This window comes from Nocardia grenadensis NBRC 108939, assembly GCF_001613445.1.
GTDB lineage: Bacteria > Actinomycetota > Actinomycetes > Mycobacteriales > Mycobacteriaceae > Nocardia > Nocardia grenadensis.
In genome coordinates, this window is sequence record NZ_BDCJ01000009.1 from 170694 (window position 1) to 195595 (window position 24902).

General features: G+C 69.9%; 28 protein-coding genes. 12 read left to right on the forward strand and 16 right to left on the reverse strand.

Annotated features, from left to right (window positions below; genetic code table 11):
• Position 1: 1 nt before the first annotated feature.
• A complete protein-coding gene (locus tag NGR01S_RS10740; RefSeq protein ID WP_063036031.1) occupies positions 2-1459 on the reverse strand; it encodes a GntP family permease in 1458 nt (485 codons plus the stop codon).
• A 312-nt stretch (positions 1460-1771) separates the two neighbouring features.
• Here NGR01S_RS10740 and NGR01S_RS10745 point away from each other — a divergent pair, with 312 nt between their 5' ends.
• Positions 1772-2569, forward strand: a complete 798-nt coding sequence (locus NGR01S_RS10745; protein ID WP_063036032.1) for a VOC family protein — start codon at positions 1772-1774, stop codon at positions 2567-2569.
• A gap of 48 nt (positions 2570-2617) precedes the next feature.
• Here the strand turns inward: NGR01S_RS10745 and NGR01S_RS10750 are convergent, their stop codons facing one another.
• The 6 genes from NGR01S_RS10750 to NGR01S_RS10775 all read right to left on the reverse strand — a co-directional run bounded on the left by NGR01S_RS10750 (position 2618) and on the right by NGR01S_RS10775 (position 8181).
• The gene (locus NGR01S_RS10750) at positions 2618-3637 is read right to left on the reverse strand and encodes a serine hydrolase domain-containing protein (RefSeq protein ID WP_245664517.1); all 1020 of its coding nucleotides are present in this window, start codon (positions 3635-3637) and stop codon (positions 2618-2620) included.
• A gap of 189 nt (positions 3638-3826) precedes the next feature.
• Complete coding sequence (locus NGR01S_RS10755) at positions 3827-4015, reverse strand: hypothetical protein (protein WP_063036034.1); 189 nt, start codon at positions 4013-4015, stop codon at positions 3827-3829.
• 29 nt (positions 4016-4044) lie between these two features.
• A complete protein-coding gene (locus tag NGR01S_RS10760) occupies positions 4045-5127 on the reverse strand; it encodes an Rv2629 family ribosome hibernation factor (RefSeq protein ID WP_157107199.1) in 1083 nt (360 codons plus the stop codon).
• A 108-nt stretch (positions 5128-5235) separates the two neighbouring features.
• Positions 5236-6210, reverse strand: coding sequence for a TIGR03557 family F420-dependent LLM class oxidoreductase (locus tag NGR01S_RS10765; RefSeq protein ID WP_063036036.1), 975 nt, complete (start codon positions 6208-6210; stop codon positions 5236-5238).
• Positions 6211-6339: 129 nt separating this feature from the next.
• Positions 6340-7119, reverse strand: coding sequence for a DUF72 domain-containing protein (locus NGR01S_RS10770; RefSeq protein ID WP_063036037.1), 780 nt, complete (start codon positions 7117-7119; stop codon positions 6340-6342).
• 186 nt (positions 7120-7305) lie between these two features.
• Entirely contained in the window at positions 7306-8181 is an 876-nt protein-coding gene (locus tag NGR01S_RS10775; RefSeq protein WP_063036038.1) for an alpha/beta fold hydrolase, read from the reverse strand.
• Between the two features lie 70 nt (positions 8182-8251).
• Here NGR01S_RS10775 and NGR01S_RS10780 point away from each other — a divergent pair, with 70 nt between their 5' ends.
• Positions 8252-9028, forward strand: coding sequence for an AraC family transcriptional regulator (locus tag NGR01S_RS10780; RefSeq protein ID WP_063036039.1), 777 nt, complete (start codon positions 8252-8254; stop codon positions 9026-9028).
• Positions 9029-9129: 101 nt separating this feature from the next.
• The gene (locus NGR01S_RS10785; RefSeq protein WP_063036040.1) at positions 9130-9954 is read left to right on the forward strand and encodes a YceI family protein; all 825 of its coding nucleotides are present in this window, start codon (positions 9130-9132) and stop codon (positions 9952-9954) included.
• A gap of 33 nt (positions 9955-9987) precedes the next feature.
• On the opposite strand, the gene NGR01S_RS10790 is transcribed toward NGR01S_RS10785, so the two are convergent.
• Entirely contained in the window at positions 9988-11205 is a 1218-nt protein-coding gene (locus NGR01S_RS10790; protein ID WP_063036041.1) for a flavin-dependent oxidoreductase, read from the reverse strand.
• Positions 11202-11657 carry a hypothetical protein gene (locus NGR01S_RS10795; protein ID WP_169811890.1) on the reverse strand — a complete coding sequence of 152 codons (456 nt, stop codon included), beginning with the start codon at positions 11655-11657 and terminating at the stop codon, positions 11202-11204. Before NGR01S_RS10795 ends, NGR01S_RS10790 begins: the two co-directional genes overlap by 4 nt.
• 215 nt (positions 11658-11872) lie before the next feature.
• Between NGR01S_RS10795 and NGR01S_RS10800 the strand changes: the two genes are divergently transcribed.
• From NGR01S_RS10800 to NGR01S_RS10830, 7 genes are all read left to right on the forward strand, one after another.
• Positions 11873-12952 carry an NAD(P)H-dependent amine dehydrogenase family protein gene (locus NGR01S_RS10800; RefSeq protein WP_063036043.1) on the forward strand — a complete coding sequence of 360 codons (1080 nt, stop codon included), beginning with the start codon at positions 11873-11875 and terminating at the stop codon, positions 12950-12952.
• Complete coding sequence (locus NGR01S_RS10805; protein WP_063036044.1) at positions 12949-13464, forward strand: carboxymuconolactone decarboxylase family protein; 516 nt, start codon at positions 12949-12951, stop codon at positions 13462-13464. Before NGR01S_RS10800 ends, NGR01S_RS10805 begins: the two co-directional genes overlap by 4 nt.
• 155 nt (positions 13465-13619) lie before the next feature.
• Positions 13620-14099, forward strand: coding sequence for a hypothetical protein (locus NGR01S_RS10810; RefSeq protein ID WP_063036045.1), 480 nt, complete (start codon positions 13620-13622; stop codon positions 14097-14099).
• Positions 14100-14199: 100 nt separating this feature from the next.
• Positions 14200-14430 carry a hypothetical protein gene (locus NGR01S_RS10815; protein ID WP_063036046.1) on the forward strand — a complete coding sequence of 77 codons (231 nt, stop codon included), beginning with the start codon at positions 14200-14202 and terminating at the stop codon, positions 14428-14430.
• A gap of 9 nt (positions 14431-14439) precedes the next feature.
• Entirely contained in the window at positions 14440-15279 is an 840-nt protein-coding gene (locus NGR01S_RS10820; RefSeq protein ID WP_063036047.1) for an SDR family oxidoreductase, read from the forward strand.
• Entirely contained in the window at positions 15279-16007 is a 729-nt protein-coding gene (locus NGR01S_RS10825; RefSeq protein WP_063036048.1) for a hypothetical protein, read from the forward strand. Before NGR01S_RS10820 ends, NGR01S_RS10825 begins: the two co-directional genes overlap by 1 nt.
• Before the next feature lie 64 nt (positions 16008-16071).
• Complete coding sequence (locus tag NGR01S_RS10830) at positions 16072-16371, forward strand: hypothetical protein (RefSeq protein ID WP_218020755.1); 300 nt, start codon at positions 16072-16074, stop codon at positions 16369-16371.
• 31 nt (positions 16372-16402) lie between these two features.
• On the opposite strand, the gene NGR01S_RS32810 is transcribed toward NGR01S_RS10830, so the two are convergent.
• From NGR01S_RS32810 to NGR01S_RS10845, 3 genes are all read right to left on the reverse strand, one after another.
• Positions 16403-17098: an NUDIX hydrolase gene (locus NGR01S_RS32810; RefSeq protein ID WP_063036049.1), complete on the reverse strand. Its 696-nt coding sequence runs from the start codon at positions 17096-17098 to the stop codon at positions 16403-16405.
• A 52-nt stretch (positions 17099-17150) separates the two neighbouring features.
• Complete coding sequence (gene lexA, locus NGR01S_RS10840) at positions 17151-17795, reverse strand: transcriptional repressor LexA (protein WP_063036050.1); 645 nt, start codon at positions 17793-17795, stop codon at positions 17151-17153.
• 139 nt (positions 17796-17934) lie between these two features.
• Positions 17935-18513 carry an NADPH-dependent FMN reductase gene (locus NGR01S_RS10845; RefSeq protein ID WP_218020762.1) on the reverse strand — a complete coding sequence of 193 codons (579 nt, stop codon included), beginning with the start codon at positions 18511-18513 and terminating at the stop codon, positions 17935-17937.
• Positions 18514-18760: 247 nt separating this feature from the next.
• Between NGR01S_RS10845 and NGR01S_RS10850 the strand changes: the two genes are divergently transcribed.
• Entirely contained in the window at positions 18761-19222 is a 462-nt protein-coding gene (locus NGR01S_RS10850) for a GNAT family N-acetyltransferase (protein ID WP_063036052.1), read from the forward strand.
• 17 nt (positions 19223-19239) lie between these two features.
• Positions 19240-20061 carry a hypothetical protein gene (locus NGR01S_RS10855; protein WP_063036053.1) on the forward strand — a complete coding sequence of 274 codons (822 nt, stop codon included), beginning with the start codon at positions 19240-19242 and terminating at the stop codon, positions 20059-20061.
• Positions 20062-20084: 23 nt separating this feature from the next.
• On the opposite strand, the gene NGR01S_RS10860 is transcribed toward NGR01S_RS10855, so the two are convergent.
• The 4 genes from NGR01S_RS10860 to NGR01S_RS10875 are packed head-to-tail and all read right to left on the reverse strand — an operon-like array spanning position 20085 to position 24841.
• Positions 20085-21062, reverse strand: a complete 978-nt coding sequence (locus NGR01S_RS10860) for an SCO2521 family protein (protein WP_063036054.1) — start codon at positions 21060-21062, stop codon at positions 20085-20087.
• Position 21063: 1 nt separating this feature from the next.
• The gene (locus NGR01S_RS10865; protein WP_063036055.1) at positions 21064-22065 is read right to left on the reverse strand and encodes an SCO2522 family protein; all 1002 of its coding nucleotides are present in this window, start codon (positions 22063-22065) and stop codon (positions 21064-21066) included.
• Entirely contained in the window at positions 22066-22980 is a 915-nt protein-coding gene (locus NGR01S_RS10870) for an SCO2523 family variant P-loop protein (RefSeq protein WP_063036056.1), read from the reverse strand. It abuts the gene before it with no gap.
• Positions 22981-22990: 10 nt separating this feature from the next.
• Positions 22991-24841, reverse strand: coding sequence for an SCO2524 family protein (locus NGR01S_RS10875; protein ID WP_063036057.1), 1851 nt, complete (start codon positions 24839-24841; stop codon positions 22991-22993).
• Between the last annotated feature and the right edge of the window lie 61 nt (positions 24842-24902).

The following is a 24902-nucleotide window of genomic DNA, read 5'->3' on the forward strand; positions in this document are numbered from 1 at the left end:
TTCACAGGACCAGGCTCAGCGGCATGATGAGCAGAATCGCCACCACTGAGGCGATGGATACGCCCACCGAGCACGTTTTCAGCGTGCCGCGGGTGGTCTGCCCCATCAGCGACTGCAGCAGCCAGAAGGTATTGCTGGTGACGTGGACGGCGAACAGCGATCCGGCGCCCGCGGCCAAGGCGATCAGCACGGGATCGATTCCGAGCGCCGGGGCCACCGGCGCGAGGATGCCCGCCGCGGTGATAGCCGAGAGCGTCACCGAACCGACCGCGATGTGCAGGAGGGCCGCGATCGCCCACACCATCAGCAGTGGTGCCGCGGTGCTCGCGGTGAAGTAGTCGCCGAGGATATCGCCGACGCCGGTGGCCGTGATGGTGGCGGCCAGTGACCCGCCGACCCCGGTCAGGATGAGGATCTGTCCGCTCTCCTGGAAGCCGGTGGCGATGCATCGCTGGATCCGGTCGATGCCGACGCTGCGGCGGCCCACGATGCTGGTGCCGACGAGTCCGATCAGCAGGGCGATGACCGGGGTGGCGAGGAATTCGATCACCGGGTTGCGGATCTCGGCGACATCGAGGACGGCGCCGACGGCAATGAGCAGCAGGGCCGTCATCAGCGGTGCCATCAGTAGCGGCAGCGGCGTGTCGGGCCGGGGCCGCGCGGGTACGCGTACGGTTACTCCGCCGGAACCGGCCGGCTTGCCGGCGGCGCCGGATGCCCCGTCGCCGTCCCGGAGTTCCGCGGCGCCGGCCCCGGGCTCCCCGTCGGCCGCGCGTACTTCCGGCTCACCGGCGGGCCCGTCGTCGGCGGGGTAGGGCTGTTCGTCGCGTTCCTCGTTCCACCAGCCGCGGTCGAACAGAAAGCTCATGACAGCGACCGCGATGGTGACCGTGGGAATCACGAGCAACAGGCCGAACAGCAGCATCTTGCCGAGCGGCACACCGAGTAGTCCGGCCAGGGCCAGCGCGCCGACGCCGGGCACCATGAGCACGATGCCGCATTCGCCACCGATCGCCAGCGCCGTGGCCATCCGGGCGGTGCCCTTCTTATCCATTTTGGCGGCGGCGGTCCGGGCCAGGGGTGCGGAGATGACCAGCAGTACGTCGAGGTAGATCGACTGCAGCGCGGTGGCGATGGTGAGCGAGAGCGCGTACGGCATCCGGTTGACACCGAAGACCCGGATCAGGGCCCGCACGAGGCGTTCGATGGCCCCGGTCTCCTGCAGCATCACGCCGGTCAGCACGCCGAAGGCGATCAGCAACCCGACCTCGGCCATGATGTCGCCGAAACCGGTGGCGATCGTTTCGACGGTCTTCTCGGTACCCAGACCGGCGGTGAGTCCGAGATAGGCCGAACCGAGGACCAGCGCTACCGCCGGGTTGATTTTGAATCGGATGATCAGCAGGACCACCGCGAGGACCGCGGCGCCTGTGTTGACCATCGTGGCAAGGTCTGACATGTGCTTATCCCATCGAGTCGCACCGGGCCGGGCGTCTGCTCCCGTGCTGGCGGCACGGAAGGCCTCTCGTGACGCAGGCCACAGCGGATTCACATTATGAGCACACACTCACAATATAGGCAACCAGGCACCGTGACGGGCGGGTGCGCCGCGCGGTTATTGCTCGGCCGCTGCCCGCTGGATACGGTGGCCTCGCCACGGACCGCGGCGCGCGAACCGTCGCGCGCCGCGCGGTGTCTGTTTCATCCGGTCATCTCGGCCTGTTATCGCTCGACTCGCGCGAACCCCGAAACGGAACACGGAGGACACGCAATGCCGATACGTGAAACTCCCTGGCCGGCCGGCACCCCGTGCTGGACCGATTGCCAGGTCGACGATACGAACCGCGCCCAAGAGTTCTACCGCGACCTGTTCGGCTGGGAGATCGCCGGCGGTGCGCCCGAAGCCGGTGGATACCTGATGGCGCTGCGCGACGGCCGCCCGGTCGCCGGCATCGGCCCCAAACCACCCGGGCAACCGATGCCCTCGACCTGGACCACCTATATCGCCACCGACAATGCCGACGACACTTCCGCCGCGATCACGGCGGCCGGCGGCACCGTGGTCATGGCACCGTTCGATGTACTGGATGCGGGGCGGATGCTGGTGGCCACCGATCCCGGCGGTGCGGCGTTCGGGGTGTGGCAAGCGAAACAGCATTTCGGCGCCGCGGTCTACAACGAGCCGGGAGCCTACTGCTGGAACGAACTGCACACCGACGGCTATCAACGCGCGCAAGAGTTCTACACCCAGGTGTTCGGCTGGACGTTCACCGAGATCGGGGACGGGGTGAATGTCGACTACGCGACCTTCGCGCTCGCTCCCGACGGGGAACCGGTCGGGGGCCTGAACGATTCCACCAAGAACCCGGGCGCCGGGCCGTCGTACTGGTTGAGCTGGTTCCAGGTCGAGGACACCGACGCGATCCTCGCCTCGGCGACCGGTCTCGGCGCGACCCTGCTGATGGGCCCCGACGACAGCCCCTTCGGCCGGATGGGCGTGCTCATCGCGCCGCAGGGCGAAACCTTCGGCGTGATCGATACCGCGCAGACCACCGAGATACCGTCCTGACCGACCCGCCGCGTCGCGGTGCGGTGACGGCGCTTCCGGACTGTTCGTTCAGCCGCACAGTGCGTGGGTGAGCACGTTGCGGATATCCACGGTGGGGGGTGTACCGGTAATGGAGAAGGTGACCGCGAGCCCTGGGGCCGCGGCGCCGGAGACGGCAGAGAAGCCGTGGATGCTACCGAGGTGGCCGACATATTGCAGGCCGCACGGCAGCTCGGTGTACGCAAGGCCGAGCCCGTAGGACATGCCGTCACCGCGGCCCATATCGACCCCGTCGAGCATCTGCGGCAACTGGGCCTGCGGCACCACCCGACCCGACAGCAGCGCGAGGAAGAACCGGTTCAGGTCGGCGCCGGTGCTGACCAGCGCGCCGGCCGCCCACGGCACCGACGGCTCCACCCGCGTCTCGTCGGTCACGGTGCCGTCGACGGTGGCATAGCCGGTCGGATGCGGGTCGCGCAAACCGGTTTCCCCGGTGGCCGGCAGGTAAGTGTCCCGCAGCGCCAGCGGAGCGAGAATGCGGTCGCGCAGCTCATCTGTGTAGCGGTGTCCGGTCACCGCCTCGATCAGCATGCCGACGACGATGTAGTTGGTATTGGTGTATTCGAATCGAGCGCCCGGGGCGAACTGCGCGGGATGCCGCAGGGCGGCTGCGATCTCCTGGGCGGGAGTGACGGTGCGGCCCTCCTTGGCCGCCGCGTATTCGTTCATCTCCGGGGTTTCGGGCAGTTCGGGCAGCCCGCTTCGATGGCCCAGGATCTGGCGGACGGTGAGGGCGCGCCCGTCCACCCCGGGGCCGACGAGCAGGCCGGGCAAGTAGGTGTCGATCGAGCGGTCGAGATCTATCCGGTGTTCGGCGACCAGTTGCAGCACGATCGCGGCGGTGAAAGCCTTGGTGACGCTACCGACCCGGACATGCTGGGGGCGATCGGTAGGGATCGGAGTCCCCGCGGCGATATCGGAGAGGCCGGAGGCGACGACGGAGGTCGCGCCGTTCTCGGTGAGCGTGGCAATGGCCCCGACAGCACCCGAGCGGATCACCGCGTCGAGGTCGCCTTGCACGCTGTCCATGCGGGCGGCGGTAACCGAAGGTGCGGGAGCGGGTTCGACCGAGTTCGTCGTGCAGGCAGACAGCAGCATCGCGGCTGTGCAGAGCGGAAGAACGATGGTTCGTATGCCCATGATCCGATAGTTACGGGTTGTGTCCGTCGGCGGCACCGCGTGACCGCCATCGGCGTCGCGCGGTGCCGGCGGAGCCGGTCAGGTGCCGCGGTCGCGGCGTTCGGTCCGGTCCACGCGTTCGTTCGCCAGGTTGTCGTCGTCGGCCGGTGGTTCCGGGTCGTGCCATTCCTGCGCCCGGCTCGACCGGTTACCCCGCAGGGTACCTTCCAGTTCGTGGGCCAACTCGTCGTCGCGGGCCGGACCGTGTTTGCTGTTTCCTCGTTCCATATCTTCTCCTGCCTCGTTCCGGAAATGGTTCAGGCGTAGCGCAGCAGCGCCCCCACTCCCTCCCGCGGCGCGGTCTCCGCGCCGATCGGGGTCACCGTGCCGCCGCGGACCAGCGCCGCCACCGGCAGCGCCTCGTCCGCGCGGCAGGTCGTGCCGGTGGCCGGGCCCGGGGCGCCGAGCGCGGCCGGGTCGCGCAGCGGTGCGGGATCCAGGCGGACGGTGCGGTCACCGAGCGCGGTGGCGTTGATCAGCACGTTCTCGGCGTTGGCGGCCAGCAGGGCGCAGACCGTTTCGGACAATCCGGTGACGGCCAGGCCCTCGTCGCGGCCGTGGGCCTGGTCGAAACGCGCCGTGATCTCCGCGCGCTGCCGGTCGGCCTGTTCGGTGACGACTTCACGGACCGCGTCGTCGAGTTCGCTGTCCCCGGCCCCCGCGGCGCGGCCGCCGGTGTCGACCTCTACCACCCGCGCTCCGGTGGAACCCAGTGCACCGTGGACCGCGGACCGGGTGTCGGCCTCCCCGGCCAGCACCACCACCTGGGCGTGCACCCGCTGGGCGACTCGGGTGAGTTCCTCGGCGACCTCGCCGGCATTGCGCCGGGCCGTCTCCTCCACCCGCCGCTGCATCGAGCGATGCGACCAGCCGCCGCCGTGGCGCACCTTGTGCACCGGATGCCCGCTGCCCTCGACGGATTCCTCGACCACCTCGCCGTGCTCGTCCACGCCGTACATATCCGAGCCGACCCGGTCGACGACCGCCACCGCATGCGGTACCTCGCCGGCCTCGTGTTCGATGAGCGGCAGCAGGTATGGCAGCGGTGATACCCGGACGATCTCCGGCTGCGGACGCCCGGGTAACCACCGGTCGATGAGCACCGACTCGGCGTCGGCGATGAGGAACCGCCCGGGCCGGCCCGGTTCGGGCGGGCCGGCGGTGACCGCGGCGCCGAGCACCGTGATCATCTGCTCCGAAGCGCCCGCGTCGGCCAGTCGCTCGGCGAGCGCCCGCCAGCGCAGAACGCGTTGCCGTTCGGCGTCCTCGGTGTCGTGTTCGGCGTCGATGTACAGCGAGGCGAACGGTCCGGGTCGTTGCGCTACTTCTCTGATACTCATGCCATTCACGGCGAACGCGTACCCGGCCACAGCGGATCGAATCCGGGTCCGGCGAAATCATCGGGACCGGCAGCCCGGCGGCCCGGCGGCGCCGGGACCGGGCGCGGGTCAGGCCGGCTGCGGAGTCAGTTTGCGCAGTGGTTCGTCCAGTTCGGCGCGGAAGAAATCGATGAACCCGTCCGGGTCCGGGCCGGCGTTCTGCATCACCAGATGATCGAACCCGGCGTCCACGAAGGGCTGCGCGACGTCGAGGTAGCGTTGCGGGTCCGGCCCACAGGCGAACTTCTCCAGAATGTCCTCCTCCCGAACCGTCTCCGAGGCCGCCGCGAAGTTCACCGGGTTCGGCAGTTCGCTCATCACCTTCCAGCCGGTGAGCGCCCAGCGCGAGGTGTCCCGGGCGGCCCGGGCCGCGGTGTGCTCGTCGGGCGCCCACGCCATCGGCACCTCGGCATAGCGGGGCCCGGTGCCGCCCGCCGCCTGGTAGTCCGAAACCAGATGCGATTTCGGTTCGGTGGCGAAGAGCCCGTCACCCAGTTCGCCGGCGATCTCGGCGGCATGGCTGCCACCGGCGGCCACCGCGATCACCGGCAACTCGTCGGGCAGGTCGAACACGCGGGCATCGGACAGTTTCAGGAACTTGCCGTCGTAGGAGCGGTATCCGCCCTTCCACAGTGATCGGATGATCTCCAGCGCTTCCCGCAGCAGTTGGTGACGGCCGGTGACATCGACCGGGAACCCCTCACCCACGATGTGTTCGTTGAGGCGCTCCCCGGCGCCGAGACCCAGCGTGAACCGGTTCTCGGACAGGATCGCGAGCGTGGCGGCCGCCTGCGCGATGATCGCGGGGTGGTACCGCACGGTCGGACAGGTGACGCCCGTGGCGATCCCGATCCGCTCGGTCTCGGCGGCGATGGCGCCGAGTACGGTCCAGGCGAACGGGGAGTGACCCTGATTGTCCAGCCACGGGTGGAAATGGTCGCTGATCTCGACGAAGTCGAATCCCGCGGCTTCGGCGCGGACGGCCTGCCGGACCAGTTCGGCCGGGCCGAAGCCCTCGGCGGCGAGTTTGTAACCGATCTGCATGGTTCCTCCGAACGCTGTAGTCGTCGATGGCCGCCACGAGTTCGGTCTCGCGGAGGGTGCGGCGTCGGACCCGGGCGCGGTACCCGGTGGGCCGCGTGGGAAACGGGAACGGTCCGGCGCTGCGCTCGGTCAGGCCGGAGGGTAGGGGGGAACACCGCTGGGTGTGCGGGTCACCGTGGCGCCGGCCCGCGTGGCGATCGCCGCGAACTCGACGGCGTCCCGGACGGCCGCGCCACCGGGGTCGTTGTTGAAGTAGACGAAGGCATCCTCGGCGTCGGACCAGGTGCGGGTGAGCCGCTCGACCCAGGTGGCCAGCGCCCGCGTCCCGTAGCGGGGCGCCGGTGCCGCGCGGCCCCGATGCAGTCGCAGATAGCCCCAATCGGTGGTCCGCCAGCGCGGAGTCACCGGGCGCGAACCGGCGTCGGCCCAGCAGAGGGCGGCGCCGTGGTCCTCGAGCACCCCGCGGACGCGCGGCGACCACCAGGAATCGTGCCGGGGCTCCACCGCGACCCGGATATCGCGGGGGAAGCAGCGCAGGCAGGCCTCGAGCAGGCCCGGATCGGCACGCAGCGTCCCGGGAAGTTGCACCAGTACCGGTCCCAGCCGCGGTCCCAGACCGCCCGCGTGGTGTAGCAGCCGGGTGACCGGTTCCTCGGGGTCGCGCAGGCGTTTCATATGGGTCAGGAACCGGCTGGCCTTGACGGCCATGACGAAACCGGCGGGTGTTCGCTCGCGCCAGGCATCGAAGGTCTCCCGGGCGGGCAGCCGGTAGAAGGCGTTGTTGTTCTCGACGGTCGCGAAACCCGCGGCATAGTGTTCCAGCCACAGCCGTTGCGGGCACCGGTCCGGGTAGAGGACACCGCGCCAGTCCCGGTACTGCCAGCCGGAGGTGCCGATATGCAGCGTCATCGCCTTCCCACCGGCTCTGCGCGGCGGGGCTCGGGGCCGTCGCCTCGCGAGCTCCGGTCCGGTGCCCGGTGGTGACGAGGCCGGACCGGTCGCCTGCGTGGGTTCATATATGGCGGCTACCCCGGAGGCCCGCACCCATGCCTTCGGCAGTACCGTCTCGCGCGCACGGGACCATCGGTCCGGACTTCACCGCGCGGGTCGCTGTAGCCAGTGTCGCAGCGCCTCGGTGACCTCCTCCGGACGCTGTTCCATCAGAAAATGATCGGCGTCGATGCGCACCAGTTCGCCGTTCGGTATCTCCCGCGCGAGTTGTTCGGCGGTGGTCATCGGGATGGCGGGGTCCCGGATGCCCCAGACGACAGTGGTGGGACAGTCGATTTCGCTCAGGCGCGCCCTCAGGTTCGGGCGGATCCGGACCCGGTACCCGGCCCAGAAATGCGCGTACCAGCGGCGTCCCTCGGCGGTACGCAATAGGCGGAGGTACTGCTCGAGCCGCTCGGGTGTGAAGGTGCCGTTGCGGACATACCGGTGCAGTCCCCAGCGGTGCACGGCGTGGATCGGGCGTGCCGCGAGCAGGCGCCGGCCGGGTCCGTAGCGGGCGGCGGTGGTGAACACGCCGAACAGCAGTGCGTAGCGCCCGACGAAGGTCCCGTGGGCCCGCGAGTTGAGGATCGCCAGCCGCCGGATCCGGTCGGGGTGGCGCTGGGTCAGGCCCAGCCCCAGGAAGCCGCCGTAGTCGTGACATGCCAGGTCGACGCGGTCGAGTTCCAGCGCGTCCAGCATGCGCGCGAGCCGGTCGACCTCGCTGTCGTAATCGCAGGACAGGGCCGTATCGCGTGCGGAATCACCCCAGCCGAGCCAGTCCGGCGCGATCACCCGCCGGTACCGGGACAGTGGCCCGATCTGCTCCCGCCAGGCCGGATGGGACTGTGGCCAGCCGTGCAGCAACACCAGCGGGTCGCCGGAACCGGCTGCGGCATAACTCAACCGGGCCCCGTCGAGTGTGGTCTCGTACCGGGTCGGCGCCCGGTGCGCGGTGGGTTCGATTCGATCGGTCGTCATCGGCTGTCTCCTGGATCGGTGGTGGTTTGTTCTCCGGACCGGTCGCGCATACGCCGGTATCGTCGCCCGCATGACCATCTCGGCACTTCCGGAAACGTGCGCCGCCCCGGCGCCGGCGGCGCGGCTGTGGGTGCGTTCCGGGCACGCCGTCTACCTGGGCCCCGGATTGGGCCTGGCCCCGCATTCCACCGCCCTGCCCTCGCTCGGGGTGGGCGTGGACGCGTCGTTCCGGGTGCGCGCCGGGGAAATGGTGGATATCACCGCGCGCAGTTTCCTGTTCCGGGCGCGGGTGGTCCACCATGTGACCGGTACACAGGGCCGGATGCTGTTCTGCTTCTTCGACCCGACGAGCGCGCGACTGACCCGCTGCCTGGGCGGAATGACCCGGACCACCGGCGATTTCGCGTACGCCCACCGGGAGGAGAACGAGCTCGTCGCACTGTGCCGGCAGCCGGAACCCGATATCGAGCGGCTTCTCGAACTGGCCAGCGTCCCCCTGCCGGTGATACGGGACACGCGGATCGCCGCGGCGACAGCCACCATCCGGGCCGATCCCGCCCGCCCCTATCGCGCGGCGGACTGTGCCCGCGCGGTCGGGCTGTCGACCTCCTATTTCCTGCGCACCTTCGCCGGGCAGACCGGCACCAGCTTCCGGCGCTACGTCCAGTGGGCGCGGATGGTGCACATCGCGCGGTCCCACGCGGCGGGGCACGATCTGACCCGGGCGGCCGCGGACGCGGGGTTCGCCTCGCCGTCGCATTTCAGCGATACTTTCCGGGCGATGTTCGGGCTCACGCCCACGGCCTTCGTCCGGATCGGCGGGCAACTGTCGGTCCTCGAGCGATGAAGGCCACCGTGCCTGCCGGCGGGGAGATGACGTGGGTATATTCGGCTTCGGCAACTAGTTGCTTGTGCTAATCAACTCTGAATGGTGAAAAGGTGATGCCCATGCCCGGTTTGACCGGCCGCATCCACGGCGCCGACGGCTGGCCCGTACCCGACGCGGTGCTGACCGTGACGGATATGCGTGGTCGGCAGATCTGCCGCGCGGTGTCCGACGAGAACGGCGCGGTGTCCACCGAACCGCTGCGTCCGGGTGTACACACCGCGGTGCTCACCGCCGCCGGTTATCAGCCCGCCGCCCGGGCGGTGCAGATCTCGTCCTCGGGTTCGGGCACGCTGGGCGACGTGGCGCTGGCCCCGGTGGTCGACGCCGTCGCCCTCCCGCCGGCCGGGCCCTGGACCATAGACCCGGTGCACTCCTCGGTGATCGCCACTGCTCGTCACCTGGGCATATCCAGTATCAAGGCGCGATTCGCCGAGGTCAGCGGACGGCTCGATATCGCCGAACGGTTCGAACAGACCTCCGGTTACGCCGAGATCAAGGCCGCCACCATCGACACCGGTATCGAGATGCGCGACACCCACCTGCGGTCCAGCGACTTCCTCGACGTGGAGAATTACCCGCTGATCTCCTTCACCAGCAACGGCCTCAGCCGCACCGGCGGCGACACCTGGGTGATGTCGGGTGAGCTGTCCCTGCACGGGCAGCGCCGGGCGGTCGATCTCGCGCTGACCTACGGTGGGTTCGGCCCGGACCCCTGGGGTGGGGTGCGCGCCGCGTTCCATGCCGAGACCACACTGCGACGCGACGACTTCGCCATCGACTACAACGCGGTGGTCCGTGCCGGAGTGGCGGCGATCGGCACCACGGTCAAGATCGACCTGGACATCCAGGTGGTCCAGGGTGACCGGCTCCCCGAATCGGCCTGATGGAGGTGTGGCGGTAGCCGGCCCACCAGCCGGCTACCGGACAGCGCTGGTGCGCCGGTAGCCGTCGGTGATAGCGCGTAACTCCGCGGTGGTCAGCACATCCTCGATGCGGTCGAAACCTTCGGGCGCGCGTTCCGCGACCATCCGCAGGGCGCGATCCATCGGAATGTCCCGATTGGCGAGCACCACGGAATTCGCCGTGTCGCGGCGCGCTGATTCGTAGGCCGCGAATCCGGCGACCGGATCGCCCGCGCCGGCCAGTTCGGCGGCCACCGACCGGGCGTCGAGAATCGCCTGCGAACCACCGTTGGAGCCGACCGGGTACATCGGGTGCGCGGCGTCGCCGAGCAGGGTGATCCGCCCGAAGCTCCAGCGCGGCAGCGGATCCCGGTCGACCATCGGGTACTCCAGCACTGTCTCGCTCGCCGCGAGCAATGCCGCCACATCGAGGCCTGCGATCCGCCAGCCGCGATAGTGCGGCGCGACATCGTCGAGCCGCCCGGTATGCGTCCACTCGGCCTCGCCCTGGGTGTCCTGCGGCATCCGCACCTCGGCGACCCAGTTGACGAGGACCTCATCGCTGCCCGGGGCGGCCGGGCCGAGCGGATAGGCGACGAGTTTGGCGGCGTGATTGCTGCCGGCCATCAACATCGAGGAGCCGGTGAGGAAGCGCGCCGCGGTGGCGACGCCGCGCCACATCCGGATTCCGTTCCAGCGTGGTGGGCCCTCGTCCGGGTACAGCCGCGCCCGCACCGCGGAGTGCAGTCCGTCGGCGCCGATCACCGCGTCCGCGGCGAGCTCGCGCGCGGTACTGCTGCCGTGCTCGCCGATCACGACGCGGACCTGACGGTCTTCTTCGGTGGCGGCGACGAACCGGCACCCGGTCCGTACCGCATCCGGGCCGAGCCGTTCGCGCACCGTATCCAGCAGCAAAGACTGCAGCCGGCCGCGGTGGACCGAGAACTGGGGCCAGGGGTGCCCGGCCGCGACGCCGCGCGGTTCCCGCCAGATCTCGTTGCCGAATCGGTCGTAGTGCACCAGTTCGGAGGTGGCGACTGCCCGCGCGGCGAGTGCGTCGTGTAAGCCGAGTTCGGCGAGGACCGCGGTCGCGTGCGGCAGCAGATTGATGCCGACCCCGAGCGGGCGCAGCCGCGAGACCCGGTCGATCACCTGGACGTCGATACCGGCCGCGTGCAGGCTCAGCGCCGTCGTCAGCCCACCGATCCCGGCGCCGACGATCAGTATCCTCATCGGGCCGCCGCCAGCGGCACATAGGTGGGATTGAACCGTTCGTGAAGATGTGCCACCACGGCGGACCGGTGGTCGGACAGCACGCTCTCCTTGTACGCGCAGGGCAGGCCTTCCCCTTCTCCGGCCACGGGCCAGCGCGTGACGCCCGCGCCCAGGACGGTGCGCGCGAGGTGGCGGCGGGCGCCGGCCAGGCTGTGGCCGATGGGCAGCCGTTCGTCGGTGAGCAGGGCGGTGAGTTCGTCGTCGGCGGCCACCACGGCCACGCAGTTCCACGAGACGGCGGCGCCGCCGGTGGTGACGAGAGTCGAGCGGCGGACGACCACGGCATCGGCATCGGCGCAGCCGAGCGCCGCGCGTACCGCGGGGTCGAGGTCGTGGCCGGTGGTGGTGTGCTGATCGGTGAGGTCGAGTGCCAGCGGGCGGTCGATCAGCGCCTCCAGCAGTCTGGTCATCGATCCGTCAGCGCGCAGTAACATGCGGGTAACCGAGGGTAAATCGGATTCCGTTGTCTCCGTGAGGAATTCCGTCACCGGTTCCACGATACGGCGGCGCCGCCGGTGCGGCATTCCCGGCGGCGGAGATATGGGACACGTGACGGCCGGGGTGGTATGGCCGCGAAGCTGCCGAATCGCCCCCTTCGCAACCAAGCGCTTGTTAGACTCCGGCGATGATCTCGACGGTCGTCTGGGGGACCGGCAATGTGGGCCGCGCCGCGGTACGGGCGGTCGACGCCCACCCCGAACTCGAACTCGCCGCTGTCCTCGTGCACGACCCGGCCAAGGCGGGCCGGGACGCGGGCGACCTGGCCGGGCTCGACCGGTCGCTGGGGGTGGCGGCCACCACCGATGTGGACGCGGTACTGGCGGCCCGGCCCCAAGCGGTGGTGTACGCCGCCTCGGGTGAGATCCGGCCCGACGACGCACTCGCCGATATCGTCCGTGCGATCGGTGGCGGCACGGTGGTGGTGACCCCAGCGCTCTACGCCCTCTACGACCAGCGTGGCGCCCCGCCCGAGGTCCGGGAACCGGTCCTGGCCGCGATCGAATCCGGCGGGGGTTCGCTGTTCGTCTCCGGCATCGATCCCGGCTGGGGCAACGATGTGCTGCCGCTGCTCGTCAGCGGTCTGGGCAGCGTCGTCGACGTGGTGCGCTGCCAGGAGATCTTCGACTACTCCACCTATGACCAGCCCGATTCCGTGCGCTACCTGGTGGGCATGGGTCAGCCCATGGATCAGGTGCCGCCCATGGTGGCGCCCACCGTTCCGACCATGGTGTGGGGCGGACAGGTGCGGCTCATGGCCCGGGCGCTCGGCGTCGAACTCGACGAGGTCCGCGAGTCCGTGCAGCGGCTGCCCCTGGAAACCACCGTCGAGACCGCGACCATGGGCAAGTTCGAGGCGGGCACCCAGGGCGCCATGCGTTTCGAAGTGCAGGGCATCGTGGCCGGTGAGCCCCGCATCGTGGTGGAGCACATCACCCGGATACACCCGTCGTGCGCGCCCGACTGGCCCGCCCCACCCAATGGTGAAGGGGCGCACCGGGTGATCATCGAAGGCCGCCCGCGTATCGAGGTCACCGTCGAGGCGACCGACGAGGGCGGCAACTACGCGGCCGGTGGTAACGCCACCGCCGTAGGGCGGTTGGTCGGTGCGATCGACTGGCTGGTCGCGGCCGGGCCCGGCCTCTACGACGCCCTCGATGTCCCGCTGCGACCGGCGGCCGGAAAGCTCGGAAGGAACGCCTCATGAGAGTCGATATTCCCGAAGGTAAGGACCCCATCGGCTACGTCTGGGGCGAGATGGTGCCCGGCATCGGTGTCGCCGCCTCGAACTTCTCGCTGGCGGTGTACGCGCATACCACCCTGGGGCTGCGCGAATTCGAGGCCGCCCGGCTGCGGATCGCCCAGATCAACGGCTGCGTGTTCTGTCTGGACTGGCGTACCGAACGCGACGGGCAGAAGGTGGAGGAGGGTTTCGAAGCCGCCGTCGCCGACTGGCGTGGCACCGAGGTGCTCGACGACCGCGCCCGGCTGGCCGCCGAATACGCCGAACGCTACGCCCTGGACCACCACAATCTCGACGAGGATTTCTGGTCCCGGATGACCGCCCACTACAGCCAGGCCGAGATCGTCGAGCTGAGCATGTGCTTGGGCTCCTGGCTCGCCTTCGGCCGGCTCAACCATGTGCTCGGCCTCGACGCGGTGTGTGTGCTTCCCGGACATTCGGCCCCCGGTGCCCCCGGTGCCCGTCCCGGCGCCTGAGGTCGTGCCCGGCCCGGGACCGGTGCGATGAACCCGCGGCGTCCTGGGTAACTGCGGGATATGAAGACTCGCGGCCGTAACGCCGAACCCTGGGGAGCACCCACCCGCTATGGTCCGGGGCGGTACGGACTCCGCGCCGAAGACCGAGGTAGCCGGTGAGACTGCATATCGTCATCGAGGAACTGCAGTTCTCCGAGCGGGAACTCGCCGCGGAACTGACGGCCGTCGCGGTCCGGCACCGGGCCGAGCACGAGATCCACCACACCGCCCGGGATCTGGCCGGCTCGTCCCAGGACAATCTCCGCGAACTGGATGTGCTCGCGCCCCGGTTCGGGGCGGCGAAAGGTCACGGCCGGCGCCACCTGCGGGTCCGGCTGCCCCGGGGGCGGCGGCTGCGCGGAGCGGTGGGCCGGCCACCGGACCCGGGGTTGCGGCTGCTGTGGGACCTGCGCCGGCTGCATCAGCTCGCGGCGGGGGTGTCGATGGACTGGGAGCTGCTCGCCCAGGGCGCGCAGGCGGCCCGGGAACCGGAACTGCTGGACCTGGCCGCGCAATGCCATCCGGGTACCCTGCGCCAGCTGCGCTGGACCAACGCCATGCTCAAGGTGCTCTCACCCCAGATCCTCGCGGGCTGACCCGCGCCCGGTGACGAGCGGCCGAACCGAAGCTCGGCCGGCTGTGTCGGCACGGCGAACCCGGGTATGCCGCATACCCGACGGACAGCGAGGCGAGCGTATGCGGGTGATCGTCCGGACCCGGGCGGAACTCGGCCGGCAGCCGCGGGTCATCGCGATCGACGCGCTGCTGCGCGAGTTCCTCGATGCCCTGCGCGAACGCCGCGGTGGCGATACCCCGCCGCCGGCCCCCGACGCCGGGGGAGTGGCGCGTCATCGTGCGGGCACCTCCGGAGGCGGCGGTCGCGATCCGGTCGACGACCGGTTGTGTGATCGCGATCCGTCCGGGTAGCCGCGCCCTATGGCTACTATCGCTCCCTTACCGAAAGAACGTATAGGCGCGCCGCTACGGGCCGTGGTGACCGGCTCCGATTCGGGGATCGGCCGAGCCATCGCGGTGGCGCTGGCCGGCGGCGGCGTCGATGTGGGGATCACCTATCACTCGGACGAGGCCGGCGCCGCGCATACCGCTGAACTGGCCCGCGACCGGGGTGCGCGCGCCGCTGTCCGGCGACTCGACCTGGACGATCTGCCGACGAGTACCGCCGCGGTGGACGAACTCGCCGACGAACTGGGTGGGGTGGATGTGCTGGTGAACTGCGCCGGTACCGGCTCCGCGCAGAAGGCGATGGATATGGACTTCGACACCTGGCGGCATGTGCTGTCGGTCGACCTGGACGGCGCCTTCCTCTGCACGCAACGCGCCGTCCGGTATATGACAGAGGCAGGCCGCGGCGGGCGGATCATCAATATCACCAGCGTGCACGAGCACGCGCCCAGGGTAGGGGCCGCGCCCTACTGTGCGGCCAAGGCGGGCCTCGGTGCCCTGACCAAGGTGCTGGCGCTGGAACTGGCCGAACACGACATCACCGTGAACTCGGTGGCGCCCGGCGAGATCGCCACCCCGATGACCGGGCAGGAGGACGCCGATCCACGCGAACAACCCCGGCCGGGGCTGCCGCTGGGCCGACCCGGCCACGCGGAGGAGGTCGCCTCGGTGGTGGCCTTCCTCGCGACCCCCGCCGCGGGATATGTGACCGGAGCGTCCTATGTCGTGGACGGCGGGATGCTGTTGATGGGGCCGCAGTCCAGCCAGCTCGTCGGAGACGAGGGCTGGCGTGATCCGAAGGGAGACGCATGATGACCGATCGACTTACGCTCGCTCCGGTGTCGGCGCTGGTGCGCGGCGCGTTCGACGCCGGTGCCCATCTCCGGCACGCCCGTTTCTTCCACCCGCGGGGCGTCCGGCTCTCCGGCCGCTTCCGCGCCGAACCCGAATTCACCCGGCTGTTCGGCGACGGCGACCGCGCGACCATCGGACGTCTCTCGAAAGGGGTGGGCACTCCCGGCGGCGTCCCGGATGTCCTCGGCCTCGCCTTCCGGGTACTCGACATCAACGACAAACCCTGGGATTTCGCACTGGCCACCACGGGACAGCGCCCGGTCGCCCGGCTGTCCCTGACCGTCGCGCGCGGCTGGGACAGCGCCCGGTTCGGCAGCCTGCTGCCCTACCGGTGGGACGATTCCGATCCGCTCTGGGTGCTCGCCGAGCCGGACCCGGGCCTGCCCACCAGCACCTCACTGACGGCCCTGGCCCGGCATGTCCACGAGCATCAGGTCGGGTACACGATCTCGGTCGCCGGTTACGGGCCCGCGCGCCAGACCGTCGGGCACCTGGCGCTGCGCGCCGCGGACCCGGGCGAACACCGGACCGACTTCTACGACCCCGTGCTCAACCACCCCGCCGATGTAGCCCTGCTACCCCGTGTGGTGCAGCAGTTGCGGGAGTCGGCCTACGACGGCAGCCGCCGTGGCCGAGGAGTGGAGGACCGAGAAACCGGCCGGGTCGAGGTGGAGCCGGACCGGTGACGGCGTGCGCGAGCAAATCGGCGGCGAGCTGTTTGCGCCGCGTCGTCGGGGAAACCACGAGACCATGAACGAAACCGAGGGCCCCGGCACGGAATCCCCCGAGATCGCCGAGTGGGCGAGCAGCGCGATTCCCTCGACCGGCGAACAACTGGACGAAGACGAACTGGCCGCCGACCCGCTCGAAGAGGGCATGGATCCGCCCGACCGCTGGTCGGCCGCGGACCGTTACGCCACTACGCCGCGGGAGCAGCGCGAGGGCGAACCGATGGAGCGCCGGCTGGCCGAGGAAGAGCCCGATATCGTGCCGGAGGGTCAGCGTTCGGCCGGCGGACCCGACGCGCAGCCCGGCGCCGAGCGGCCCTGACCTGCTCGGGGTGGCTCGGGGTGGTGCGCGCTCAGTGCCGCGTCCACGTGGGCTGCGCGAAATCCGCGACCCGGGCCGCCTTCGGTTCGCTGCCCAGCAGCACCACTTCGCGGAACTGCCAGAGCAGGGCGCCGGTGGGGGCGTGGATCGTCATATTCGGGCCCAAGCGCATCTGCAACAGGCCGGGCTCACCCGGCGGGGCGTCGACCGCCGGGGCGCCGTCGTGCATCCGGGCCGAGTCCGGCAGCACCCAGCGCGGGGTGTCGTCGGCGGCCAGCCGGTCGCAGGAGGCCCGGTGCACCGAATGGACTTCGTCGGCGTTCGGGTTCAGACGCGTGATATCGGACAGCGTCGCCACGAGGGGAGTGATGGCGAATCCGGAACTGGCCGGAAAATCGTCGAGCGTGCCGAGCACATCCTCGGGGCCGGTCGTCAGTCCGAGCTCTTCGTGTAGTTCGCGCAGGGCGGCCTGCTGTGTGGTCTCGCCCGGCTCGACGCGGCCGCCGGGCAAGGCCCACTGTCCGGCATTGCGGCCGCGATAGGCACGCTTGATGACCAGCACCGACAGTGATCCGCCGGTATCGACCACGCACAGCACCACGGCGGCCCGGCGCAACCCGTCGGTATCGGGTACCGCGATCCGCGGGAACACCGCCAGCCGGGCCCGGGCGAGGGTGCGGAAATCGTGCAGATTGTCGGGGACCCGCGGTCCCGGGTCTGTTCCCATACATTCGATCATGCACCATCGGCTCGCACCCGCCGGGCGGTGGGCGCGGCGGTCACATCCGCCGCATCACCGAGACGACCTTGCCCAGTACCACCGCGTGGTCGCCGTCGATCACCGGATAGGCAGGGTTGCGCGGTTCGAGGTACACATGCCCGGCGCGGCGGCGGAACACCTTGACCGTCGCCTCTCCGTCCAGCATCGCGGCGACGATCTCCCCGGTCTGTGCGTCGGGCTGGCGGCGCACCACCACGATATCGCCGTCGCAGATGGCCGCGTCCACCATCGAATCGCCGCGCACCCGCAACCCGAACACGGTCCCGCGGCCCACGAGTTCCCGTGGCAGCGTGAGCACATCGTCGGTGTGCTCGTCGGCCAGGATCGGCGTACCCGCCGCGATATCGCCGACGACGGGGACCGCGACGGCGTCCCGGGCCGGTTCCGGCTCGGCTCCGGCGTTCAGGAACAGCCGCACATCCATCGGCCGGGAGACGCCGTCACCGCGGCGCAGGAACCCCTTCTCCTCCAAGCTCTTCAGATGCTTCGACACCGAGGACGAGGAGCGCAGCCCGACGGCGTCACCGAGCTGGCGGGTATTCGGCGGGTAACCGTGCCGCACCACCCAGTCCCGTATCGCCGCGAGGATGCGGCGCTGGCGTTCCGGCAGGGTCGAGGTGTCGAGGTGGTCGTATTCGGTCACCTCGACATCGTATGACCAGGCGTGACAGCCGCTTACGGGGTATCCGTCCTTGCCGTCCTCGCCAGGGGTGCGGGGCCGGCCGGGCTACGGGGGCCGCCGGACTGCCGGGCCACGGGGTCGCCGGGCCACGGGGCCGGGCTCAGCGCGCCGCGTAGGGCCGCGCCGCGCGGGCGGTACGCAGCGCCTCACCCCACCAGACGAGCCGGTCGAGCAGCGTGGTGGCCGCGGTATCGGCACCGGCGCCGGGTGTCAGCGCGCCGGTGTCGTCCCGCTGCCCCCAGGGGTTGTGGAAACTGACGGTGTCGCGGACGGTGACGGCGTGTAGTTCGGCGAACACCGTGCGTAGGTGCTCGGTCGCGCGCAGGCCCCCCGAGATACCGCCGTAGCTTACGAAACCCACGGGTTTGGCCTGCCATTCCGCGTGGTGCAGGTCGATGAAGTTCTTCAGGGTGCCGGGATAGCTGTGGTTGTACTCCGGCGTGATCACGACGAAGGCGTCGGCGGCCGCGAGTGTCTCCCGCGTCCCGGCGATCCCGGCGGCGGGCACGCCGAAGGTGTGCGGTAGTTCGGTGTCGGCGATATCGACGGTCATGGGTGCCAGGTCGGCGCGCAACGAGGCCCTGGTCAGGAACCAGTCGCCGACGGCGGGTGCGAAGCGGCCGTCGCGGCTGCTACCGATGATTACCGCGACGCGCAGGGGTGTGTCGGTGCCGATGATATCCATATTTCCTCCAGGGGCGTACCGGGCGGCGGGTGCGCCGCTCCGGACACCACTCTGAATCCTCAACTATTGTTCAGGTCAAGGTGGAATCCCGGCCCGCTGTGACAGACCTTCGCCGGCGGGTATGCCGACGATAGAACGTGGCGCGTCACGGAACGGTTGCGCGAGCTCTACACTGGCGCGGTCGGCGAGCCGACGTTCTAGGCTGGTACCGGACGGCGTATGCCCTGGGACGAGGGAGCACATGGATATCGCGGAGGCGCCACAGCCGGTGTACCGGCGGGCCCGCTTTGCCGATCTCGAGGCCATCGCGGCCATCGAGGCGGAGGTGTTCGGCGAACCGTACCTGTACCTGATGCTGCGCCAGCTCTACGATCTGCACGGCTCGGAATGGCTGGTCGCCGAGGTCGCGGGCACCGTCATCGGGTACGCGCTCACCTTGGAGAAGTCCGGACGGGCGCTGCTGTTCACCTTCGCCGTGGCCAAGCGGTACCAGGGCGCCGGTTTCGGTCGCGCGCTGCTCAACCAGACCCTGCACGTATGCCGGGAACTGGGCACCGACACGGTGTACCTCACGGTCCGGCCCGATAACCATCCCGCCGGAAACCTGTTCAAACAGGCCGGTTTCGAGTTCGTCGAACACGACGATCGCTACTTCGGGCCCGGGGAGCCCCGCGACCTCTACGAATTCCGGCTCCATACCTGAACGCTAAACTGGTTCGTATGGGCGAGATCTCGCCGTTCGTGGCATCGGTCTCCACCCGGATCGCCAGGCACGCAGCGGCTTACACCGCCGAGCTGGATGCCGACGCGCACCCCGAGCGGATGTCACTGGACACCTTCGCCGTGCACGTCGAAGCCGTCCTCGACGATTACGATCCGCCCAGCGCGCGCCGGCGGCACTCCGACACGCTGGTCTTCCCGCACCTCTACGGCGCGGCCCGCGATCCGCGTCCCGACGAGGAGGGCTGGCGGGTGCCCAGCGCGGTACCGGCCGCGCTGATGGCCGCCGAGGTCGAGTTCCGCGGTCCGCTGCGCCTCAGCGCCCGGCAGAACACGCTGCTGGCCGAGGAGTACGAGACGATCGGGGCGCACCTGTCGGAGGTGGGCCTGTCCACCCACGCGGCCCTGGCATTCCGCCGCGCCATGGCGCTGTACCGGGTGAACGAGGACGACGAAGCCGAGGACCGCTGCGGGCTGCAACTGGCGCGTGCGAACACCCGCGGACTACCGCACGGGTTGCGGCGCTGGGCCGGACAGGGCTCCTACCTCCTGTGTGGCCACGGGTACCGGCCCTCCTGGCTGCTGGGCTGGGTGGTCCTGCAGATGCTGGTATTCACCGGGGTGGCCCTGCTGCTGGGCGGGCAGGCGGTCGACGACACGATTTACATGGGCGTCACCGGTTTCCTGAATCCGCCGGGTCCCGGGGATACGCAGGACCTGCCCCGCGCCGTGCGGACGCTCTTCGTCGTCGAGGCGTGGACCGGCGCGGTATCCATGTCGGTGTTCTTCGCACTACTGGTCCGGAAATGGTTCCGGATGTAGCCGGGACGAAAGGTGCGGGCGGATCACCATTCCGCGTCGAAGATCTTGTGCCGCAATGCCGACAGCGTGGCGACCGCGATATTGTCCCGTAACCGGCCCACCAGCGTATTCCACTGCCGGGAGAATCCGGGATCATTCTGCAGATCCTTCCACAGCGCGCGCAGTGCCGGCGGTGTATGCGCGCCCGGCATCCACAGCCCGGCCAGATGTTCGAGAGCGGGCGCGAGGATATCGATCCGTTCGCGGCTGTGCGGGGCGAACCGGTCGGCTTCGTCGAGCACGTCGGCCAGCACCGTCAGCAGCCAATCGTGCGCGGCCAGGTCTTCGCAGAACCGTTGTGCCGCCTCCAGATCGGTTTCGTCGCGCACGATCAGCCGCACCGAGCGGACGGTGTCGTCGTCCAGGTGCAGGGTCGCGGCCGGACCGCTGCTGCCGCCGACCCGGGCCGTCCAGCGCAGCCTGGTCGTCCCGGCCTGCACCGGTGGGTTCTGGTCCAACCGGGAGTCGGCGCGGACCCGGGCCAGCAGCCGTTCGCTGATCGACGCCAGGTCCAGCGGGGCCGTCCCCGGCAGTGGGTCGGCGGCGAGATAGCCGTCGGCCAGGACGTTTCCGGCCGCCATCCGCTCGGGAATCCGGGTGACGACCTCGGTGACGCCCTTCTGGCTGATGTAGTGGGACCAGGTCTGGCGGCGGCGTTCCGCGGCCCGCACCACCCGGGTGCGTGCCGAGGACTGCAAGACCCGCCCGCCGGCCAGCGCGAGGCCGGTGGCCACGGTTCCTACGATCCGGGCGGGCTGCTCGCCCAGCCGGAGATCGCAATCGACCCCCACCGCCGTGGTCGGGGACAGGCCCAGCGTGCCCGGTCGCTCCCGCCACCGGACGCCGCAGCCGGGGAGCAGGGCCAGCAGTTCCCCGGCCTCGGCCCGGGTCAGCGCCGTGGCCGACGGCAGCAGGCAGGTGCGTACCTCACCGAGGACGACCAGGGGCGCGGTCGCGGCCATCTCAGGACCCGTCGAGTAGCAGGTGGGACAGCCGTTCGCTGATCTTGCGCGAGACCACCACGTCCTCGGCCGCGCCCGTCGCGACAACCTGTGCGAGCACGTCCTCGTCCAGGTCGAGATGGTCGAGTATCAGCCGTACCGCGTGTTCGATACCGAGATAGCGTTTGGGCAGCATCGACAGGGTCTGGTACGCCGCGAACGGCGCCGCGTCGGGCGTGAGCTGCACGACCGGCGGTACCTCGTGCCAGCGGCGTGGCCACGGCTCCTCGGTCCACTGCTGCGGATCCACCACTGCGGCACCGTGATACCGCAGCATTCCCAGCCTCAGCAGATGCCAGACCGCGGCCAAGAAGGGGCAGGACCAGCGGGTCACCGCGGTGCCGTCGACGAGCTGGGTGCTCCACAACTGCACGTCCAGGAAGATGGAATGCTCGCGGCGGCCGAACTCCTCGGGCGGTTCGTAGGTGCGTCCGCGCATGGCCTGTGCCGGTTCGTGTTCGGAGGACCGGCGTCCGTTGCACAGCCACCCGGATTGCGCGGTCGGCGGCCGACGCCCGGTATCGGGCGGCGCCGGTTCGGCCACGATCCGCGCGGCCACCATCTCGGCCACCGGTATCGGCTCGCCCAGCGGGACCCCGTCCATGAACTGCGAAGTCTGCCAGCAGCCCGATTCGCGGGCCAGATAGTCGATGGTGAGCCCGGCCGCGTCGGCAGCGGTGAGCAGTTTGCCGAGGACTTCCGCCGGATCGGTATCGGGCTGGAAGTAGTCGTCGATCAGATAGCAGGTGCTGACCCGGACGTCCGGGCCGAACCGGACGCGGGCGGATTCGGTGAACGCGGCCACCAGCGGCACGATCCGGCGGAACTCCGCCTTCACTCGCTCGAGATCGCCGAGGAGGTCGTTGAGATAGAAGTGCCCGACCTCGATCGACAGATGCGAGAGCGGAACCGAGGCGACCCAGGGCTGTTCGGTGGCCTCGGTGTAGACCTGCCTGTCCCGCATCTAGAGCCTCTCCCAGCTGGCGACATCCATGAGGCGCCGCGCGAGTTCGGTGTAGGCCTGCGCAGTCTCGTGATTGGCGATATGGGCGTTGATATCGCTGTCGAGGATCAGCTGCTCCCGCCACTGCAATACCGGTTCCATCGGCGTGGCGCCCAGGACCGCGGTTGTGCCCAGCCGGTTGGCGGTGGCCAGCCGGCGCAGCGCGACATCCTGTTCCTGTAGCCATGCCGCCTGTGCCGCGCGCTGGGCGGTGAGATGCGAGTTTGCGGCGGGTACGGCGGTACGGATATAGCGGGTGGAACCGAGCAGTTCCTCGGGATCGTGCCCGCAGGCCGCGCCGGTCTGCAGCAGCCCGTGCGGACCGTGGACCAGCCCGGCCGCCGCCAGGATGTGCTGACGGGTCCAGCGGTGGAAGATCAGCCAGCGCGTCGTCCGGCGGCGCAACTGTGGGAGCGCGGTAGCCTGCAGCGCGATCTCCAGCGCGACCGACCGGCCCGCACTCAGATCGACGATCACCACCCGGAACTCCTGTTCCAGCGCCACCAGCAGTTCGGCGCAACGGGTGACCACCGCGTCGTCGGCGGTGAGGAATTCGGCGCCGCCCTCGTCGCCCGGGAACAGGACCAGCCGTCCGGAGCGGGGGGCGACCCTTTTGAGTTCGGAGCGATCGGTAGCGGTGCCGACATCGACGCGGGCGGCCATCCCGGTCTGCCCGAGCAGATAGGAGTGCACACCGCCATCGGCGATGCCCCGTTCGACCGTGCCGATCTCGAACAGCGCTCCGGCGGTCGGTGACCCGAAATCGAAATCCACATAGGCGACATTGCGGCCCGACATACACAGCCGGTACGCGATATTGCAGCTGGTCACCGAACGTCCGGTGCCGCCCTTGTCGGAGGTGGAGAATACGAGCACCCAAACCCCCTCAGCGCGTCGCGTCCTGGCGCGCGTACGCCAGTTCGTCGAGCTGGATCAGTGCCTGGGTGGCCAGACTGTAGGCGGTACCCGGCCGCTCGTGCAGCACCCCGCGAGCCCGGTCAAGTGACTGCCGGATGCGGTTCACCGCCGCCTGTTTCGGGGTCGGATCATCGCCTTCGACCTCGAGCTCCTCCTGGTTGAGCAGATGTTCGGCCTCGCTCAGCAGGTCGACGGCGCGGGCAACCATGGTCGCGGGGGCCAGCGGTGGTTCGCGGAAGGTGTCGTAGGCGATCACCAGGCATTCCATCACGCGTTCGGTGACGAACCAGGACGGACCGGCGGGGACCGAGAGTTCCGGGCCGAGCAGCGCTGTCGGATCGTCCCACAGGCCGGCCGCCGGGCCCTCACGCTGGATACGCCCGTCGAGATGATCCATCGCCGCCTCGGCGAGTGCCATCAGCTGATCCCGGGTGTCGACATCGGTGCGCAGGCGCGCCGCCTGCAGGCAGCGTTTGAGCATCATGGTCACGAAATCCGGGACATACCATTCGAGAACGCTTCCGCCGCCGATGTCCTCGCTGCCGGCCAAGCCCAACCGGACACCCGGATAGTGCAGGACCGCGGCCGCGTCCCCGGCGGTGAGGCGGCTGGTGATCCGGCCCCGGCGGGCCAGCTGATCGAATACCGCCACCGTCCGGGCCAGATCCTCGGTGCTGTCCCGGTAGACCAGGTCCTGGATGAGGATGGCGGTGACGGTGAGACTGAAGTAGTCCGATTCCTCGCCGTCGGAGGTGCGCCAGGGAATGTCCTCCAGCGGCCAGCGGCCGCCGCCGAACCGGGCCACCGTGGACCAGTAGTTGCGGGCCAGTTCGAACCGCAGCTGCAAGGCGTCGGCGAGGTTGCGCTGCTCATCGGTCAGCAGGTCCAGCTCCCGGATGCGCTGGGACGATAGATCGATGATGCCGTCGAGGGCGACGGCCGTGAAGTACAGATAGGGGCGGGGTTCGGCGTGCCCGGCCGCGTGGCCGACCTCGCCGGGGACGAACTCGATGGGCTCGGCGGTGCGCACGATGCCCCAGCCCCACCCGCACTCGAAGAGCCGCTCGTCGTCGGCGACATCCACCTCGGCGGTCTGGCTGAGCCGGACCTCGTTGGCCGCCTGGACCCGCAGCCGCTCCAGCCGTGCCGACAGGCGCCGGATCACCTCGTCATCGGGGGTGTGATTCTGGTTGATCATGTGCAGGATCGCCTGCCCGGTCTCGGACTTCGGCTCGGGCGTGTGGATGACGAAACTGCGCACCAGACCGGCCATCGCGGCGGTGAGCCGGACCCCGACCGCGTCGATCACCAGCGGAATGCGTTCGCTCAACTGCCGGGCCTCGCGCCGCACCTCACCGCCGACGAAACGCTGGAATCCGCGCAGGAAGCGCAGCGCCGCGATACACAGGCTCAGCGACATGGAATAGGAGTCGACGATCCCCAGCGCGAGCTGTTCGTCGGTGAGCGGGCGGTCACCGGCCGTGCGCAGGTAGGATCCCGCGGCGAAGACCGGTTCCCCGGCGGGGCCGGTGTAGCGCTGCAGATAGTCCTCGAGCAGGCCGACCAGGGCACCGCCGATGCGGGTCTCCTCGCCGAAGGGGTCCAGTGCCCGCCGGGCGTCGGCCGCCATATCATCGGGCTGGTCCAGGGCGAAGGCTTCGAGCTCTGTCGCCGGGTACAGCAGGCACAGCAACTGTTCGGCGTCGCTGATCGAATTGCTGCCGTCGCGGCCGCCCCAGGTCCAGGTGCCGCCCCGGTAGGACCAGGCGAGCACGGCCCGCCACAGGTCCAGCAGCTGTTGCCGCGGCCTAATTCTCATATCCAGTGTCCTCGCCCCCGCGTTCGATCGGCGCGTCGAACGGCGTCACCTAGAGTGTGCC